At 58.4% G+C, this 15,702-nt stretch carries 12 protein-coding genes and 1 tRNA gene; all 13 read left to right on the plus strand.

The window, feature by feature from the left end:
• Positions 1-131: 131 nt before the first annotated feature.
• A tRNA-Trp gene (locus RO069_RS02740) sits at positions 132-207 on the plus strand.
• Positions 208-241: 34 nt separating this feature from the next.
• Positions 242-610, plus strand: a complete 369-nt coding sequence (secE, locus tag RO069_RS02745; RefSeq protein WP_328185208.1) for a preprotein translocase subunit SecE — start codon at positions 242-244, stop codon at positions 608-610.
• 13 nt (positions 611-623) lie between these two features.
• On the plus strand, positions 624-1,157 hold the full coding sequence (gene nusG, locus RO069_RS02750; protein WP_328185209.1) for a transcription termination/antitermination protein NusG: 534 nt from the start codon (positions 624-626) through the stop codon (positions 1,155-1,157).
• Positions 1,158-1,258: 101 nt separating this feature from the next.
• Entirely contained in the window at positions 1,259-1,690 is a 432-nt protein-coding gene (gene rplK / locus RO069_RS02755) for a 50S ribosomal protein L11 (protein WP_328185210.1), read from the plus strand.
• A gap of 1 nt (position 1,691) precedes the next feature.
• Positions 1,692-2,390 (plus strand): 50S ribosomal protein L1, encoded by a 699-nt coding sequence (gene rplA / locus RO069_RS02760; RefSeq protein ID WP_328185211.1) that lies wholly within the window; start codon positions 1,692-1,694, stop codon positions 2,388-2,390.
• 362 nt (positions 2,391-2,752) lie between these two features.
• A complete protein-coding gene (gene rplJ, locus RO069_RS02765; protein ID WP_328185216.1) occupies positions 2,753-3,283 on the plus strand; it encodes a 50S ribosomal protein L10 in 531 nt (176 codons plus the stop codon).
• A 39-nt stretch (positions 3,284-3,322) separates the two neighbouring features.
• Positions 3,323-3,700, plus strand: a complete 378-nt coding sequence (gene rplL, locus RO069_RS02770) for a 50S ribosomal protein L7/L12 (RefSeq protein WP_328185212.1) — start codon at positions 3,323-3,325, stop codon at positions 3,698-3,700.
• Positions 3,701-3,945: 245 nt separating this feature from the next.
• Positions 3,946-8,022, plus strand: a complete 4,077-nt coding sequence (gene rpoB / locus RO069_RS02775; protein WP_328185213.1) for a DNA-directed RNA polymerase subunit beta — start codon at positions 3,946-3,948, stop codon at positions 8,020-8,022.
• A 77-nt stretch (positions 8,023-8,099) separates the two neighbouring features.
• Positions 8,100-12,314, plus strand: coding sequence for a DNA-directed RNA polymerase subunit beta' (gene rpoC / locus RO069_RS02780; protein ID WP_328185214.1), 4,215 nt, complete (start codon positions 8,100-8,102; stop codon positions 12,312-12,314).
• A gap of 170 nt (positions 12,315-12,484) precedes the next feature.
• Complete coding sequence (gene rpsL / locus RO069_RS02785) at positions 12,485-12,859, plus strand: 30S ribosomal protein S12 (RefSeq protein ID WP_189577124.1); 375 nt, start codon at positions 12,485-12,487, stop codon at positions 12,857-12,859.
• 111 nt (positions 12,860-12,970) lie between these two features.
• Positions 12,971-13,441, plus strand: a complete 471-nt coding sequence (rpsG, locus tag RO069_RS02790) for a 30S ribosomal protein S7 (protein WP_219478285.1) — start codon at positions 12,971-12,973, stop codon at positions 13,439-13,441.
• Positions 13,442-13,459: 18 nt separating this feature from the next.
• Positions 13,460-15,565 carry an elongation factor G gene (gene fusA / locus RO069_RS02795; RefSeq protein WP_328185215.1) on the plus strand — a complete coding sequence of 702 codons (2,106 nt, stop codon included), beginning with the start codon at positions 13,460-13,462 and terminating at the stop codon, positions 15,563-15,565.
• Positions 15,566-15,599: 34 nt separating this feature from the next.
• Positions 15,600-15,702 (plus strand): GTP-binding protein (locus tag RO069_RS02800; protein ID WP_328185217.1); only part of this gene is annotated, 103 nt, incomplete at its 3' end.

Consider the following 15,702-nt stretch of genomic DNA (forward strand, 5'->3'; position numbering starts at 1 on the left):
TCGCGAAGGCGGCCGTACCGTTGGTGCCGGCGTGGTCTCCAAGATCGTCGAGTAATTCCGGTCGATGATCTGAAAGCAGGAGGGCTGCCTTGTGCAGTCCTTTTGTCGCACCGGTAAAAAGGTTTCGGTGCAGGCCAGTAGCTCAATTGGCAGAGCAGCGGTCTCCAAAACCGCAGGTTGGGGGTTCGATTCCCTCCTGGCCTGCCATTTATAACACGTCTGGATACATAAGCTGATTCCTATGGAGTCAAAAGCCCAACAGTCGACCAGCCGCTTTGATGTTATCAAGTGGCTGGTTGTTTTCGTTTTGATTGCCGTAGGTGTTGTCGGCAATCAGTATTTCAGTGCCGAATCAGTGCTCTATCGAGCGCTTGGGTTGGTGGCTCTGGCTCTGGTTGCCGCTTTTGTGGCGCTCCAGACCGATCGCGGGCGTCGTTTCGCGACCCTGTTGAAGGAAGCCAGGGTTGAGATCCGCAAGGTTGTTTGGCCTACCCGTCCCGAATTGATTCAGACCACGGCCATTGTCGTTGTGTTTGTGCTGGTGGTGGCGCTCATCCTGTGGGGTATGGACTCCTTCATCGGTTTCCTGGTTCAGGGTTTCATCGGATAGGCAGGGGCAGGCAATGGCTAAGCACTGGTTTGTGGTTCAGGCGTATTCCGGCTTTGAGAAGCATGTCATGCGTACGCTCAAGGAGCGTATCGCGCTGAATGGCATGGAAGACCGGTTCGGCGATGTCCTGGTTCCGACCGAGGAAGTCGTTGAAATGCGTGACGGGAAGAAGCGCAAGAGTGAGCGCAAGTTCTATCCCGGGTACGTGCTTGTCCAGATGGAAATGGATGACGCGACGTGGCATCTTGTCAAGGATACCCCGCGCGTTCTCGGTTTTATTGGCGGCACCAAAGACAAGCCCGCTCCAATTACCGAGAAAGAGGCCGAGGCTATCCTGCGCCGCGTTGAGAGTGGCGTGGATCAGCCCAAGCCGAAAACACTGTTCGAGCCCGGCGAGATTGTCCGGGTTATCGAAGGCCCCTTCGCCGATTTCAATGGCGTTGTGGAAGAAGTCGACTACGACAAGAGTCGTGTCAAGGTGGCAGTGCTGATCTTTGGTCGTTCCACTCCGGTCGAGTTGGAATTTGGCCAGGTCGAGAAGGACTGAGCCATCGCTGAAACGAAAGGCTCGCTCACACTGGTGAAGCGGGCTTTTTGTGTCTGAAAAACCGGGGAGCCGAAAGGCGATCGCACCCATAGGAGAAAATCATGGCTAAGAAGATCGAAGCGTATATCAAGCTTCAGGTTGCTGCCGGCCAGGCCAACCCGAGTCCCCCTGTTGGTCCGGCGCTGGGTCAGCACGGTGTCAATATCATGGAGTTCTGCAAGGCGTTCAACGCCGAGACCCAGAACATTGAGCCGGGTCTGCCGACTCCGGTCGTGATCACCGTCTACAGTGACCGCAGCTTTACCTTTATCACCAAGACCCCGCCGGCACCGGTTCTGCTGAAGAAAGCAGCCGGTATCAAGAGTGGCTCCGGTCGCCCGAACACCGACAAGGTAGGCACCGTGACCCGCGAGCAGCTGGAAGAGATTGTCAAGACCAAAGAGCCTGACCTGACCGCTGCTGACATGGATGCGGCTGTCCGCACCATTGCTGGTACCGCCCGTAGCATGGGCCTGAATGTGGAGGGTCTGTAAGATGGCTAAGCTGAGCAAGCGTCAGAAGCTGATTCGCGAAAAGGTTGATTCCAACCGCGCATACACCGTTGATGAAGCCGTATCACTGCTGGTTGAACTGGGTGGCTCCGTGAAGTTCAAGGAGTCCATCGACGTTTCCGTAAACCTGGGCGTTGATGCGCGTAAATCCGACCAGGTGGTCCGTAGCAGCACCGTTCTGCCCAACGGTACCGGCAAGACCGTACGTGTCGCCGTCTTTACCCAGGGCGCCAATGCCGACAAGGCCAAAGAAGCCGGCGCTGACATCGTGGGTATGGATGATCTGGCCGAGGAGGTCAAGAAAGGCAACATGGATTTCGACGTGGTCATCGCCACTCCGGATGCCATGCGTGTTGTTGGCCAGCTGGGTCAGATCCTGGGGCCGCGTGGCCTGATGCCGAACCCGAAGGTTGGCACCGTGACGCCGGATGTGGAAACCGCGGTCAAGAATGCCAAGGCCGGTCAGGTTCGCTACCGCACCGACAAGAACGGCATCATCCATGCCCCGATGGGGAATGTTGAATTCACTGCCCAGGCTATCAAGGAAAACCTTGAAGCACTGATCGCAGACCTGAAAAAGGCCAAGCCTGCGTCGTCCAAGGGCGTATACCTGAAGAAGGTATCCCTGTCCTCGACGATGGGTCCTGGCCTCACTGTTGACCAGGGTTCACTGAACATCTGAACCCTGGTTGGCAGAACCTTTGTAGTCTAGGCGGAAGCCAAGGCTGTCAAAGACCGCAGGCCCCCGCGGCCCACATCCTTCGGGGTAAGGGCCATAAGGGTTAAAGCAACGCCTGCGCAGACGGTGTGAAGACGTTCTCTGAACCCAAACACCGTTAGGCGCCCATAGAGAGGCGATTATGGCCGTCGCGAGCGAAGCTCAGGCTAGGCGGAGCGGGTTGAAAAAGCGCAGTGTACGACAAGTACATGAGCATTTTGAAAGCCGGTCCAACGACGCATGAGCGAGCGCAGCAGGCCATAAGAAGGCTCTCGGGCAACGATGGGTTTGCTGGAATAATTCCGGCGAAATCGAGGAGAAATCCAGTGGCAATTAGACTCGAAGACAAGAAGGCGATCGTCGCTGAAGTCAACGAGACTGCTGGTACTGCTCTGTCTGTGGTTATGGCTGACTACCGTGGTGTCACCGCTGGTGACATGACGGCGCTTCGTGCCAAGGCCCGGGCCGAAAATGTGCGTCTGAAGGTTGTTCGTAACAACCTGACCAAGATTGCCATTCGCGGCACCGAGTTCGAGTGCATTGACGAAGCGTTGGTCGGACCGACCATCCTGGCATTCTCTATGGATGATCCTGGCGCCGCTGCGCGTCTGCTTAAGGATTTTGCCAAAGGGAACGACGCGTTCGAGATCAAGGGTCTGGCCTTCGGCGGTGAGCTGATGGGCGCGGAACAACTCGACCGTCTGGCCACGCTGCCGACGCTTCACGAAGCGCTTACCCAGCTGGCTATTGTCACACAGGCACCGGTTACCAAGCTTGTACGCACCCTGAACGATGTTCCGGGCAGAGTTACCCGCGTAGTAGCTGCAGTCCGAGACCAGAAGCAAGACGCTGCTTGATTCTGTTGAAAACCATTTTTACTTTTTTTGGAGAAAGTCATGGCTCTGTCTAAAGACGATATTCTGAATGCAATCGCTGAAATGAGCGTAATGGAAGTTGTTGAGCTCGTAGAAGCAATGGAAGAGAAGTTCAACGTATCCGCTGCTGCTGCCGTTGCCGCTGCACCGGCTGCTGCTGGTGGCGAAGCCGCCGCTGCTGAAGAGCAGACCGAGTTCGACGTTGTTCTGACCGGCCCGGGCGAGAAGAAAGTGAACGTCATCAAGGCCGTTCGCGAGCTGACTGGTCTGGGTCTGAAGGAAGCGAAGGAGATGGTTGACTCCGCTCCGTCCACTGTTAAGGAAGCTGCTTCCAAGGACGACGCAGAAGAGGCCAAGAAGAAGCTTGAGGAAGCAGGCGCTTCTGTTGAGCTCAAGTAATCGCCGACTCTTGATCGGTTCCGTGCAGTAGGCATGGATAGGCTGGTGGCTCCAGGCCACCGGCCTTTTTCTGTTGTATATATGCTATAGAGATGGATGCAGTTGCTATAGTGAGTAGTCTGCCTCCGTCACCTACAGCCAGAGTCTTGTTCAAGACGGCGCAGTATGCCGAGCAACTCGGCCCCGAAGCAGGTAAATGGTTGCTTCTTGATACCAGGTATCAGGTCTAACGCTGGGGAATGCAGATGACTTACTCCTACACTGAGAAAAAGCGGATTCGCAAAGACTTCAGTAAATTGCCTTCCGTGATGGATGTCCCCTACTTGCTGGCTATCCAGCTTGATTCTTACCGGGACTTCCTGCAAATGGAAGCCGACGCTGATGCACGCCAGGAAACTGGTCTGCACGCAGCCTTCAAATCCGTATTCCCGATTGTCAGTTATTCTGGCAACGCGGCGCTTGAGTACGTGAGCTACCGTATCGGCGATCCGGTGTTCGACGTCAAGGAATGTCAGCTGCGGGGCGTGACCTATGCTGCACCTCTGCGCGTGAAAGTTCGCCTGATCATCTACGACCGTGAATCGTCCAACAAGGCCATCAAGGACATCAAGGAACAGGAAGTCTACATGGGCGAAATGCCCCTGATGACGGAGAACGGTACCTTTGTGGTCAATGGTACCGAGCGGGTCATCGTGTCCCAGCTTCACCGTTCTCCCGGTGTGTTCTTTGATCACGACAAGGGCAAGACCCACTCCTCCGGGAAGCTGCTCTATTCCGCGCGGGTGATTCCTTACCGTGGTTCCTGGCTGGATTTCGAGTTCGATCCCAAGGATTCCGTGTTTGTCCGGATTGATCGCCGCCGGAAGCTGCCTGCCAGCATCCTGCTGCGTGCCCTGGGCTACACCTCCGAGCAGATGCTCGAGATGTTCTTCGACACCAGTAAGTTCACCGTGGCGGAGGAAACATCCCGTCTGGAGCTGGTGCCGAGTCGCCTGCGTGGTGATATTGCCACCTTCGATATCAAGGACAAGGACGGTTCCGTCATTGTCGAGGAAGGTCGCCGTGTGACCGCCCGGCACATCCGTCAGCTTGAAAAATCCGGCATCACCGAACTGGAAGTGCCTACCGCTTACCTGCACGGTCGTGTTATCGCGCAGGACATGGTGGACACCAAGACCGGTGAAGTCCTGGTGGAGTGCAACACCGAAATCACCGAAGAGGTGATGGAGAAGATCCTGGGTGCTGGCATCACCGAGGTCGAGACCCTGTACACCAACGATCTCGACTGCGGTCCGTTCATGTCCGATACCATCCGGATCGATCCGACCCGTACCCAGCTCGAAGCCCTGGTGGAAATCTACCGGATGATGCGTCCGGGCGAACCGCCCACCAAGGAATCCGCGGAGAACCTGTTCAATAACCTTTTCTTCTCCGAAGAGCGTTATGACCTGTCCGCCGTTGGCCGGATGAAGCTGAACCGTCGCCTGGGCCGTGAAGAAAGCACTGGCGAAGGCACCCTGACCAACGACGATATTATCGACGTTCTCAGGACGCTGATTGATATCCGTAACGGTAACGGCAATGTCGACGACATCGACAACCTGGGTAACCGTCGGATCCGCTGTGTCGGCGAAATGGCCGAGAACCAATTCCGTGTTGGTCTGGTCCGTGTTGAGCGGGCGGTCCGTGAACGCCTGAGCCTGGCGGAAAGCGAAGGCCTGATGCCCCAGGATCTGATCAACGCCAAGCCGGTGGCTGCGGCAGTTAAGGAGTTCTTCGGTTCCAGTCAGCTGTCCCAGTTCATGGACCAGAACAACCCGCTGTCCGAGGTGACCCACAAGCGCCGTGTATCGGCCCTTGGTCCCGGTGGCCTGACCCGTGAGCGTGCCGGCTTTGAGGTTCGGGACGTACACCCGACCCACTACGGTCGTGTCTGTCCCATCGAGACGCCGGAAGGCCCGAACATCGGCCTGATCAACTCGCTGGCGACCTACGCCCGGACCAACTCCTACGGTTTCCTCGAGAGCCCGTACCGGAAGGTTATCGATGGCCAGGTCACCGATGAGATCGTCTACCTGTCTGCGATTGAGGAGAGCAACTTCGTCATCGCCCAGGCAAGTTCAGCCCTGACGGACGAAGGTCGCCTTGCCGATGAGCTGGTCACGGTTCGAACGCAGAACGAATTCACTGTGACACCGCCGGAAAACGTCAACTTCATGGACGTTTCTCCGCGCCAGGTGGTGTCGGTGGCGGCTTCCCTGATTCCGTTCCTCGAGCATGACGACGCCAACCGGGCCCTGATGGGGTCCAACATGCAGCGTCAGGCGGTTCCCACCCTGCGTGCCGACAAGCCGCTGGTAGGTACTGGTCTTGAGCGCATCGTGGCCCAGGACTCCGGTGTCTGTGTGACCGCCCGCCGTGGTGGGGTGATTGAGGATGTGGATGCTGCCCGTATTGTGGTCCGTGTCGCGGACGACGAAACCGAGGCCGGTGATGCGGGTGTGGATATCTACAACCTCACCAAGTACACCCGTTCCAACCAGAACACCTGCATCAACCAGCGCTCCATCGTGAAGCAGGGTGATGTGGTGGCCCGGGGTGACGTACTGGCCGACGGCCCGTCCGTGGACCTGGGTGAGCTGGCGCTGGGGCAGAACATGCGCATCGCGTTCATGCCCTGGAACGGCTACAACTTCGAGGACTCCATCCTGATCTCCGAGAAGGTGGTGCAGGAGGATCGCTTCACCAGTATCCATATCCAGGAACTGACCTGTGTGGCCCGTGACACCAAGCTGGGCAGCGAGGAAATCACCGCGGATATTCCCAATGTGGGTGAGAGTGCCCTGTCCAAGCTGGATGAGTCCGGCATTGTGTACATCGGTGCGGAAGTCGGCCCGGGTGACATCCTGGTGGGCAAGGTGACGCCGAAGGGCGAGACCCAGCTGACCCCGGAAGAGAAACTGCTGAGGGCCATCTTCGGTGAGAAGGCGTCGGATGTGAAGGACACCTCCTCCCGCGTCTCCGCCGGTACCCGCGGTACCGTTATCGACGTCCAGGTGTTCACCCGTGATGGCATCGAGAAGGACGAGCGGGCCCTGTCCATCGAACAGGACCAGCTCAACCAGTACCGCAAGGACCTGAAGGACGAATACCGGATTGTGGAAGGTGCCACCTTCGAGCGTCTGACCTACGCCCTCAACGGCCAGGAAGTGATCAGTGGTCCGGGCCTGAAGAAAGGCGCGGTACTGGATCAGGACTACCTGCAAGGTCTGGAGCGGGACCAGTGGTTCAAGCTGCGGATGAAGGACGAGGCGCTCAACGAGCTGCTGGAGAAGTCCGAGCAGAGCCTGGAGGACCGCAAGAAGGAACACGAGGAACGGTTCGACGACAAGAAGCGCAAGCTGCAGCAGGGCGATGACCTGGCGCCGGGCGTGCTCAAGATCGTCAAGGTTTACCTGGCGATCAAGCGTCGTGTGCAGCCCGGTGACAAGATGGCCGGTCGTCACGGGAACAAGGGTGTTATCTCCGCTGTCATGCCGGTAGAGGACATGCCCTATGACGAGGACGGCAATCCGGTTGACGTGGTGCTGAACCCGCTGGGTGTACCCTCGCGGATGAACGTCGGTCAGGTACTGGAAACCCATCTGGGTGCCGCTGCCAAGGGTCTTGGTCGCAAGATCAACGACATGCTGGAGCAGCAGCGCAAGGTGGCCGAGGTCCGGGAACTGCTGGGCAAGATCTACAATCACAGCGAGGCCGTGCCCAGTGTGGATCTGGACAGCCTCAGTGACGACGAGGTGATTGCGCTTGCCGGCAACCTGCGCGGCGGTGTTCCGATGGCAACCGCAGTCTTCGATGGTGCCAAGGAAGCCGAAGTGAAGCACATGCTTGAGCTGGCTGACATGGATACCAGTGGTCAGGTCAAGCTGTACGATGGCCGCACCGGCGACGAGTTCGATCGTCCGGTGACAGTTGGCTACATGTACATGCTGAAGCTGAACCACCTGATCGACGACAAGATGCACGCACGGTCCACCGGCTCCTACAGCCTGGTTACCCAGCAGCCGCTGGGTGGTAAGGCGCAGTTCGGTGGCCAGCGGTTCGGTGAGATGGAAGTCTGGGCGCTGGAAGCCTACGGCGCGGCCTACACCCTGCAGGAAATGCTCACCGTCAAGTCTGACGACGTGAATGGCCGTACCAAGATGTACAAGAACATTGTGGATGGAGACCACCGGATGGAGCCGGGCATGCCCGAGTCCTTCAACGTTCTTGTCAAGGAGATCCGCTCGCTGGGTATCGACATCGAGCTGGAATCCGAGTAAGCCGAATCGTTTTTTGGCAGCGTGAGCGGGCACCTTCGGTGCCCGCCCGAGATTAACGCCATCCGGAGCTGTTACTGATGAAAGATTTGCTGAATCTTCTCAAGAGCCAGAACCAGAGCAAGGAATTTGACGCCATCCGTATTGGTCTGGCGTCGCCTGACATGATCCGTTCCTGGTCCTTCGGGGAAGTAAAAAAGCCCGAGACCATCAACTATCGGACCTTCAAGCCCGAGCGTGACGGCCTGTTCTGCGCCAAGATCTTTGGTCCGATCAAGGACTACGAGTGCCTGTGCGGCAAGTACAAGCGCCTCAAACACCGTGGCGTCATCTGTGAAAAGTGTGGTGTCGAGGTTGCCCTGGCCAGCGTTCGTCGTGAGCGTATGGGCCATATCGAACTGGCGAGCCCGGTGGCTCACATCTGGTTCCTCAAGTCACTGCCGTCCCGCATCGGCATGATGCTGGACATGACCCTGCGTGACATCGAACGTGTCCTGTACTTCGAGTCGTTCATTGTGATCGACCCGGGCATGACCACCCTCGAGCGCGGCCAGCTGCTGAATGACGAGCAGTACTATGAGGCCCTGGAAGAGTTCGGTGACGAATTCGATGCCCGCATGGGCGCCGAAGCGGTCAAGATGCTGCTGGAAGACATCGACCTGCAGGCCGAGGTGGATCAGCTGCGCGAGGAAATCCCGCAGACCAACTCCGAAACCAAGATCAAGAAGTTCACCAAGCGACTGAAGATCCTGGAAGCCTTCCTTTACTCCGGCAACCGCCCTGGCGACATGGTCATGACCGTGCTGCCGGTGCTGCCGCCGGACCTGCGTCCGCTGGTTCCGCTGGACGGTGGCCGTTTTGCCACCTCCGATCTCAACGACCTCTACCGTCGGGTGATCAACCGGAACAACCGTCTCAAGCGCCTGCTGGAGCTGAACGCCCCGGACATCATCGTGCGCAACGAGAAGCGCATGCTGCAGGAAGCGGTGGATGCCCTGCTGGACAACGGCCGCCGTGGCCGTGCCATCACCGGCACCAACAAGCGTCCGCTGAAGTCCCTGGCTGACATGATCAAGGGTAAGCAGGGTCGCTTCCGTCAGAACCTGCTGGGTAAGCGTGTGGACTACTCCGGCCGTTCCGTGATCGTGGTTGGTCCGTACCTGCGCCTGCACCAGTGTGGTCTGCCCAAGAAAATGGCCCTGGAGCTGTTCAAGCCGTTCATCTTCTCCAAGCTGGAACACCGCGGCCTGGCTACCACCATCAAGGCGGCCAAGAAGATGGTCGAGCGGGAAGAGGGCGTGGTCTGGGATATCCTCGACGAGGTCATCCGCGAGCACCCGATCCTGCTGAACCGGGCGCCGACCCTGCACCGTCTGGGTATCCAGGCGTTCGAGCCGGTACTCATCGAGGGCAAGGCGATCCAGCTGCACCCGCTGGTGTGTGCCGCCTACAACGCTGACTTTGACGGTGACCAGATGGCGGTCCACGTACCGCTGACCCTGGAAGCCCAGCTGGAAGCCCGTGCGTTGATGATGTCCACCAACAACGTACTGTCTCCGGCCAACGGCGAGCCCATCATCGTGCCGTCCCAGGACGTGGTTCTGGGCCTGTACTACATGACCCGTGAGCGCAAGAGCGCGGTTGGGGAAGGTCGTGTTTTCGCCGACGTCAAGGAAGTGCATCGTGCCTATGGCGCGGGTGCGGTTGACCTGCAGGCGAAGATCAAGGTTCGCGTCAAGGAAGTCACCTACGACGAGAACGAGGAGCTGAAGACCGAGTACGTTATCGTCGATACCGTGGTCGGCCGGGCGCTGCTGTTTGATATCGTGCCGGATGGTCTGTCCTACGAGACCGTCAACCGTCCGATGACCAAGAAGGCGATCTCGAACCTGATCAACACCTGTTACCGGATTGCCGGCCTGAAGGATACCGTCATCTTTGCGGATCAGCTCATGTACATGGGCTTCCACTTCGCGACCGTGTCCGGTACCTCCATCGGCTTCAATGACTTCGAGATTCCCCCGGAGAAGTACGAGCTGGTCGATGCCGCCACCGACGAGGTGAAGGAAATCGAATCCCAGTACTCCTCGGGCCTGCTGACGCAGGGCGAGAAGTACAACAAGGTGATCGATATCTGGTCCCGTGCCAACGACAAGGTGTCCAAGGCCATGATGGATCGCCTCTCCCAGGAGCAGGTGGTGGATGCCGAGGGTAAGCCGGTCTTCCGTGAGGATGGCGAACCGGAAATGCAGGAGTCTTTCAACTCCGTGTACATGATGGCCGACTCCGGCGCCCGGGGTTCCCCCGCCCAGATCCGTCAGCTGGCCGGTATGCGGGGCCTGATGGCCAAGCCCGATGGCTCCATCATCGAGACGCCGATCACTGCGAACTTCCGTGAAGGTCTGAACGTACTGCAGTACTTCATCTCCACCCACGGTGCCCGTAAGGGTCTGGCGGATACCGCCCTGAAGACGGCGAACTCCGGTTACCTGACCCGTCGTCTGGTGGATGTGTCCCAGGATCTGGTGGTGACCGAGGCCGACTGTGGTACCGAGGAAGGTCTGCTGATGACGCCGCATATCGAAGGCGGCGACGTTGTGGTGCCCCTGGGTGACCGTGTCCTGGGTCGTGTCACGGCCCGTGACGTCTTTACGCCGACCGACAAGGAAAATGCGGTGGTTGAAGCCGGCACCCTGCTGGACGAGAAGACCATCGAGATGATCGAAGGCGCCGGTGTGGATGAGGTCTGGGTACGGTCCGCCATTACCTGTGAGGCCCGCCATGGCGTGTGTGCCAACTGTTACGGCCGTGACCTGGCCCGTGGCCATCTGGTCAACGTAGGTGAGGCTGTCGGCGTTATCGCCGCCCAGTCCATCGGTGAGCCTGGCACCCAGCTGACCATGCGGACCTTCCACATCGGGGGCGCCGCCAGCCGTGCTTCCGCCGTGGACAATATCCAGGTCAAGCATGGTGGTCAGATCCGTCTGCACAACATGAAGTCCATCGAGAAGACCGATGGCTCGCTGGTGGTGGTTTCCCGTTCCTCCGCCCTGGCCGTTGCCGATGAGCAGGGCCGTGAGCGTGAGTGGTACAAGCTGCCCTACGGTGCAGTGCTGTCCGTCAAGCACGGTGACCATGTGGAAGCCGGTGCCGTGGTGGCCAAGTGGGATCCGCACACCCACCCGATCATCGCCGAAGGCAAGGGTAAGGCGAAGTTCGTTGGCATGGACCAGGGTATTACCATCCGCACCCAGACCGACGAGCTGACCGGCCTGTCCACCATCCAGGTAATCGATCCCAAGGATCGCCCGGCGGCGGGCAAGGACCTGCGTCCGGCGGTTGAACTGGTGGATGCCAAGGGTAAGGAAGTGGATCTGCCGGGTGGTTCGCCGGCCCACTACTTCCTGCCGGCGGATGCGCTGGTGACCCTGGCCGATGGGGCCGATGTGGAAGTGGGTGACGTGGTTGCCCGTATTCCCCAGGAAAGCTCCAAGACCCGGGACATCACCGGTGGTCTGCCGCGGGTGGCCGACCTGTTCGAGGCCCGTCGTCCGAAGGAGCCGTCCATCCTGGCGGAAATCACCGGCACCGTGTCCTTTGGCAAGGAAACCAAGGGCAAGAAGCGCCTGGTGATCACGCCGAAGGATGGCGACCCGTACGAGGTGCTGATTCCCAAGTGGCGTCAGCTCAACGTGTTCGAGGGTGAAACCGTGGAGAAGGGTGAGGTCATTTCCGATGGCCCGTCCAACCCCCACGACATCCTGCGCCTGCTGGGCGTGGTCGAGCTGGCCAAGTACATCACCAACGAGATCCAGGACGTGTATCGTCTGCAGGGCGTTGTCATCAACGATAAACACATCGAGGTTATCGTTCGCCAGATGCTGCGCAAGGTGGAAATCACCGAGCCCGGCGAGACCAACCTGCTGGCCGGGGACCAGGTGGAATACCACCAGTTCCTGGATGCCAACGAAGATGCCGTGGCGGCGGACAAGCAGCCCGCACGGGGCGAACGCCAGCTGCTGGGGATCACCAAGGCCTCCCTGGCCACCGAGTCGTTCATTTCCGCGGCCTCGTTCCAGGAGACCACCCGGGTACTCACCGAAGGTGCCGTTACCGGGAAGCGTGATTTCCTCCGCGGCCTGAAGGAAAACGTGGTAGTGGGTCGTCTGATCCCGGCCGGTACCGGTCTGGCCTACCACAACGAACGCCGTCGCAAGCGCGAGCTGGAAGAGCAGGGCGTCACCGCGGAAGACGTGGTCGAGGCTCTGAGCGCCGAGCTCAACCGGGAGGGCTAACCCCTCCGGCGGTCTGTAACCCCCCGGGAACTACGGATTCCGGGGTGGTTAAAAAGGAATCAGTCTTCTTGACTGACCTGGGGCGCGGGCTTACACTTGCGTCCCTTAATTTTTACCCCCGCTCGTCGGGGGTAAGTTTCATTGAAATGGTTTTTTTGGAGTTTGCTTACATGGCAACGATCAACCAGTTGGTACGTAAGCCTCGTAAACGCCGGGTGGCAAAGAGTGATGTTCCTGCTCTGCAGGCCTGCCCTCAGCGTCGTGGTGTATGCACCCGTGTATATACGACTACGCCGAAGAAGCCGAACTCTGCACTGCGTAAAGTGTGCCGTGTTCGTCTGACCAACGGCTACGAGGTTTCCTCATACATCGGTGGTGAAGGTCATAACCTTCAGGAGCACAGTGTTGTGCTGATCCGTGGCGGTCGAGTAAAGGACCTTCCGGGTGTGCGCTATCACACTGTTCGCGGAACGCTGGACACCCAGGGTGTACAGAACCGTAAGCAGGGCCGCTCCAAGTACGGTACTAAACGACCCAAGTCCTGATGTCCCAGATGGGTGTCTTTTATCGTCACTGCGAACGATAAGAGTAAGGCTGAGTAGCGGATAGCTATCTCAGGGGTTCCTGAAGACCTTAATTTTTAGAAGGGCTTATCGATGCCTAGAAGAAGAGTTGCAGCAAAACGGGAGATTATCCCGGATCCCAAGTTCGGCAGTGCACGGCTGGCCAAGTTCATCAACCATGTGATGGAAAGTGGCAAGAAAGCCGTTGCAGAGCGCATTGTTTACGGCGCTCTCGATATCGTTGCCGAAAAATCCAAGGAAGAGCCGATCGACATGTTCGAGAAGGCCCTGGAGAACATCCAGCCGATGGTCGAGGTTAAATCCCGTCGTGTGGGTGGTGCGACCTACCAGGTGCCTGTGGAAGTACGGCCTTCCCGTCAAAACGCGCTGGCAATGCGCTGGCTCGTAGAATTCTCACGGAAGCGTGGTGAAAAGTCCATGGCGCAGCGACTGGCAGGTGAAATCCTGGACGCCGCTGACAGCAAGGGCTCCGCTGTTAAGAAGCGTGAAGACGTTCACCGCATGGCAGAAGCCAACAAGGCGTTCTCTCACTTCCGTTTCTAATCAGCCGAGGTTTATACAGTGGCACGCAAGACTCCTATCAAGCGATACAGAAACATCGGTATCTGTGCTCATGTGGATGCGGGTAAAACCACAACCACCGAGCGGGTACTGTTCTACACCGGTATCTCCCACAAGATCGGTGAGGTGCACGACGGTGCGGCCACCATGGACTGGATGGAGCAGGAGCAGGAGCGGGGCATTACCATCACCTCCGCCGCCACCACCTGTTTCTGGCAGGGCATGGACAAGCAGTACGACGAGCACCGTATCAACATCATCGATACGCCGGGACACGTTGACTTTACCATCGAGGTAGAGCGTTCCCTGCGGGTTCTCGACGGTGCGGTGGTTGTGTTCTGTGGTTCCTCCGGTGTTGAGCCCCAGTCCGAGACCGTATGGCGTCAGGCCAACAAGTACGAAGTTCCGCGCATGGTGTTCGTCAACAAGATGGACCGTGCTGGCGCCAACTTCCTGAGGGTGGTTGACCAGATCAAGAACCGTCTGGGCGCAAACTGCGTTCCGATCCAGCTGCCGATTGGTGCCGAGGACCAGTTCGCCGGTATTGTCGACCTGATCCGGAACAAGGCCATCTACTGGAACGAAAATGACGCGGGTGCAACCTATGACCAGCGTGACGTTCCCGAGGAAATGGCCGACGAGGTGGCCATGTACCGTGAGCAGATGGTTGAGGCAGCCGCCGAAGCCAACGAAGAGCTCATGGAGAAATACCTTGAGGAAGGCGACCTGACCATCGACGAGATCAAGCAGGGCCTGCGCATGCGCACCCTGGCCAACGAGATCGTTGTCGCCACCTGTGGCTCCGCCTTCAAGAACAAGGGCGTACAGGCCGTACTGGATTCCGTTATCGAATTCCTGCCGGCTCCGAACGAAGTCAAGGCGATCCGTGGTGAAGTCGACGAAGACGGCACCGAGGAAACCCGTGAGGCGGATGACAACGCGCCGTTCTCTGCGTTGGCGTTCAAGATTGCCACCGACCCGTTCGTGGGCACCCTGACGTTCTTCCGGGTCTACTCCGGTAAGCTGGAGTCCGGCAGCGCGGTCTATAACTCGGTCAAGCAGAAGAAAGAGCGCGTCGGCCGTATGGTTCAGATGCACTCCAAAGAGCGCCAGGAAATCAAGGAAGTGCTGGCCGGCGATATCGCCGCGGCCATTGGTCTGAAGAGTGTCACTACCGGTGACACCCTGTGCGATGAGAACGCCAAGATCATCCTGGAGCGCATGGAGTTCCCGGAGCCGGTTATTTCCGTCGCCGTGGAGCCGAAGTCCAAGGCCGACCAGGAAAAGATGGGTGTTGCCCTTGGCAAGCTGGCCCAGGAAGATCCGTCGTTCCGCGTCCGTACCGACGAGGAATCCGGCCAGACCATCATCTCCGGTATGGGTGAGCTTCACCTGGACATCATCGTTGATCGTATGAAGCGTGAGTTCAAGGTGGAAGCCAACATCGGTAAGCCCCAGGTGGCCTACCGTGAGCGTATCCGCAAGCCGGTGGACGTCGAAGGCAAGTTTGTTCGTCAGTCCGGTGGTCGTGGTCAGTACGGTCACGTCAAGATCAAGCTCGAGCCGCTGCCTCTGGACGAGGAAGATGGCGAGAACTTTATCTTCGTGAACGAAATCGTTGGTGGTGTGGTTCCCAAGGAATACATCCCGGCGGTTCAACAGGGTATCGAAGAGCAAATGCAGAACGGCTGTCTGGCCGGTTATCCGCTGCTGCGCATCAAGGCGACCCTGTACGATGGCTCCTACCACGAAGTGGACTCCAACGAGATGGCGTTCAAGGTGGCGGGTTCCATGGCCATGAAGAAAGGGGCTCTGGAAGCCGATCCGGCAATCCTTGAACCGATCATGAAGGTTGAGTGTGTCACGCCCGAGGAGTACATGGGTGATGTGGTTGGCGACCTTAACCGTCGTCGCGGCGTCGTCCAGGGTATGGATGAAGGCCCCGCGGGCAAGATCATCCGTGCAGAAGTTCCGTTGTCGGAGATGTTCGGTTACGCCACCGACCTGCGTTCTGCTACACAGGGCCGGGCGTCATATGCGATGGAGTTTGCCGGGTATTCCGAAGCTCCTTCGAACATTGCCGAAGCGATCATTAAAAAGGGTTGATCCCAGGACTTGAGAAACAGGAAGAGGTGTAACCGTGTCTAAAGAGAAATTTGAACGTAATAAACCGCACCTGAACGTGGGTACCATTGGTCACGTGGACCATGGCAAGACCACGCTGACGGCGGCACTGACTCGCG

This window comes from Marinobacter sp. OP 3.4, from assembly GCF_036224885.1.
Taxonomy (GTDB): domain Bacteria; phylum Pseudomonadota; class Gammaproteobacteria; order Pseudomonadales; family Oleiphilaceae; genus Marinobacter.

Excerpts from the sequence above, each read along its gene's own strand:
- secE (WP_328185208.1), top strand. The coding sequence starts at position 242 with ATGGAGTCAAAAGCCCAACAGTCGACCAGCCGCTTTGATGTTATCAAG.
- nusG (WP_328185209.1), top strand. The coding sequence starts at position 624 with ATGGCTAAGCACTGGTTTGTGGTTCAGGCGTATTCCGGCTTTGAGAAG.
- rplK (WP_328185210.1), top strand. The coding sequence starts at position 1,259 with ATGGCTAAGAAGATCGAAGCGTATATCAAGCTTCAGGTTGCTGCCGGC.
- rplA (WP_328185211.1), top strand. The coding sequence starts at position 1,692 with ATGGCTAAGCTGAGCAAGCGTCAGAAGCTGATTCGCGAAAAGGTTGAT.
- rplL (WP_328185212.1), top strand. The coding sequence starts at position 3,323 with ATGGCTCTGTCTAAAGACGATATTCTGAATGCAATCGCTGAAATGAGC.
- rpoB (WP_328185213.1), top strand. The coding sequence starts at position 3,946 with ATGACTTACTCCTACACTGAGAAAAAGCGGATTCGCAAAGACTTCAGT.
- rpoC (WP_328185214.1), top strand. The coding sequence starts at position 8,100 with ATGAAAGATTTGCTGAATCTTCTCAAGAGCCAGAACCAGAGCAAGGAA.
- rpsL (WP_189577124.1), top strand. The coding sequence starts at position 12,485 with ATGGCAACGATCAACCAGTTGGTACGTAAGCCTCGTAAACGCCGGGTG.
- rpsG (WP_219478285.1), top strand. The coding sequence starts at position 12,971 with ATGCCTAGAAGAAGAGTTGCAGCAAAACGGGAGATTATCCCGGATCCC.